Source organism: Ilyobacter sp. (assembly GCF_041583315.1).
Lineage (GTDB): Bacteria > Fusobacteriota > Fusobacteriia > Fusobacteriales > Fusobacteriaceae > Ilyobacter.
Window position 1 is genome coordinate 1 of record NZ_JBFHGC010000592.1, and the last position, 1672, is coordinate 1672.

2 protein-coding genes and 1 pseudogene are annotated in these 1672 nt (G+C 35.3%); all 3 read right to left on the reverse strand.

Annotation, left to right across the window (positions count from 1 at the left end):
• On the reverse strand, positions 1 to 665 hold a 665-nt coding region (locus ABZA26_RS14520; RefSeq protein WP_372715207.1), incomplete at its 3' end, for a pyruvate carboxylase subunit B.
• 117 nt (positions 666 to 782) lie between these two features.
• On the reverse strand, positions 783 to 1094 hold the full coding sequence (locus tag ABZA26_RS14525) for a DUF1904 family protein (protein ID WP_372715208.1): 312 nt from the start codon (positions 1092 to 1094) through the stop codon (positions 783 to 785).
• Positions 1095 to 1114: 20 nt separating this feature from the next.
• Positions 1115 to 1672 (reverse strand): annotated as a pseudogene (locus ABZA26_RS14530) (aconitate hydratase); the annotation flags it as partial.

The window sequence follows — 1672 nt, forward strand, 5'->3', positions numbered from 1 at the left end:
CCTGCCTCTATCGCTTTCATGTACAGCATCTCTGATATTCCGCTTGTGGCGTGTGTATGAAGTTCTACTGGTAAATCTGTTACTGCTTTTATCTTAGTTACAAGCTCATAGGCTGTATTTGGAAGAAGTATTCCTGCCATGTCCTTTATACATATAGAATGAGCTCCCATTTTTTCAAGCTCTTTTACTTTTTCCACATAGTAGTCCACAGTATGAATCTCACTCGTTGTATAAGCTATACATCCTTGACAGTGACCACCATATTTTATAACTGAGTTGATAGCAGTTTCAAGGTTTCTGTAGTCATTCAGAGCGTCAAAAACTCTTACGATATCTATTCCATTTTTTATAGATTTTTCTATAAATTTTTCTACGACGTCATCTGCATAATGTCTGTATCCAAGTAGGTTCTGTCCACGTAGAAGCATCTGAAGTTTTGTATTTTTTACTCTTTTTCTGATCTCTTTCAGTCTTTCCCAAGGATCTTCGTTTAGAAACCTTATGCAGGCATCAAATGTGGCTCCTCCCCATACTTCCAGAGAGTAATACCCTGCCTGATCCATCTTTTCCAATATAGGAAGAATCTCTTCCGTTTTAAGCCTTGTGGCGATAAGCGACTGGTGCCCGTCTCTAAGAGCCGTTTCTGTTATTTTTAATTTTTTCAATTTATCCTCCTTTTTTCACGCAAAACACCCCGACTTTTTTAAGGTAAGGGTGTTTCTAAAATTATTATTTTTCCAATCGATCTTAATTCTTAAATTAATTTTAAAATTCAAAATTATTTATTTGATTTTTTTAAAAATATTTTCAAAATAAATCGGTAGATTATTTATTTCAACTTTTGAAAAATGTGACTTTATAGATTTTGCCACAGCCTGCATCAGGTCTTCAGGTCTTTCTCCCCATGTGATCTTAACATAATGTGGAGCCTTTGATTTTTCCCCCTCTTTTATAATGAACTCTTCGCAACTAGGAACAATAAAAGAGATTCTTTCTTTAGGTATCCCTAAAATATCTGCAAGTTCCAAAGTTAGTTCTTTGCTCACATCCGAGATTGTTTCTTCTTTAATATTTTGACATAGTATCTTTGGCATTGGTCTCCTCCTATTTAAAATTATCTATTTTTTTCAGCTTTTAATTTATTTTTAACTACATTGATAGTTCCCCCTGCTTTAACTGCATCGAGGTCTTTTTGACACAGTGGTGAGGTAACTTCAAACTTAACATTTTTGCTTTCATTAAACACAGTATATTTTTTACCTTCAACAAGCTCCGTGGTATCAATTGACAGCAGGTCTTCTTGATCCAGCTCTTCATAGTCTTTTTCATTTATAAATGTGAGAGGTAAAAGCCCCCAATTCACCATATTTGCAAGATATAGTCTTGCAAAATCTTTGGCAATGACGGTCTTTACGCCAAGATATCTCGGAAGTATAGCAGCCTGCTCCCTACTTGAACCCTGACCATAATTAACTCCTGCAACCAGAATTCCATCTTCAGATTTATCGGCTCTTTTAGCAAAGTTTTCATCTACAACTTTAAATGCATATTTAGACATTTCAGGAATATTAGATCTTATTGGCAGATATAAAGCCCCTGCCGGACAGATATGGTCGGTGGTTATATTATCATCCAGCTTTAACAAAATCTCCCCCTTGATATTGTCAGAAAG

Coding starts and splice junctions, on each gene's coding strand:
- ABZA26_RS14525 (WP_372715208.1), bottom strand. CDS start 1,094: ATGCCAAAGATACTATGTCAAAATATTAAAGAAGAAACAATCTCGGAT.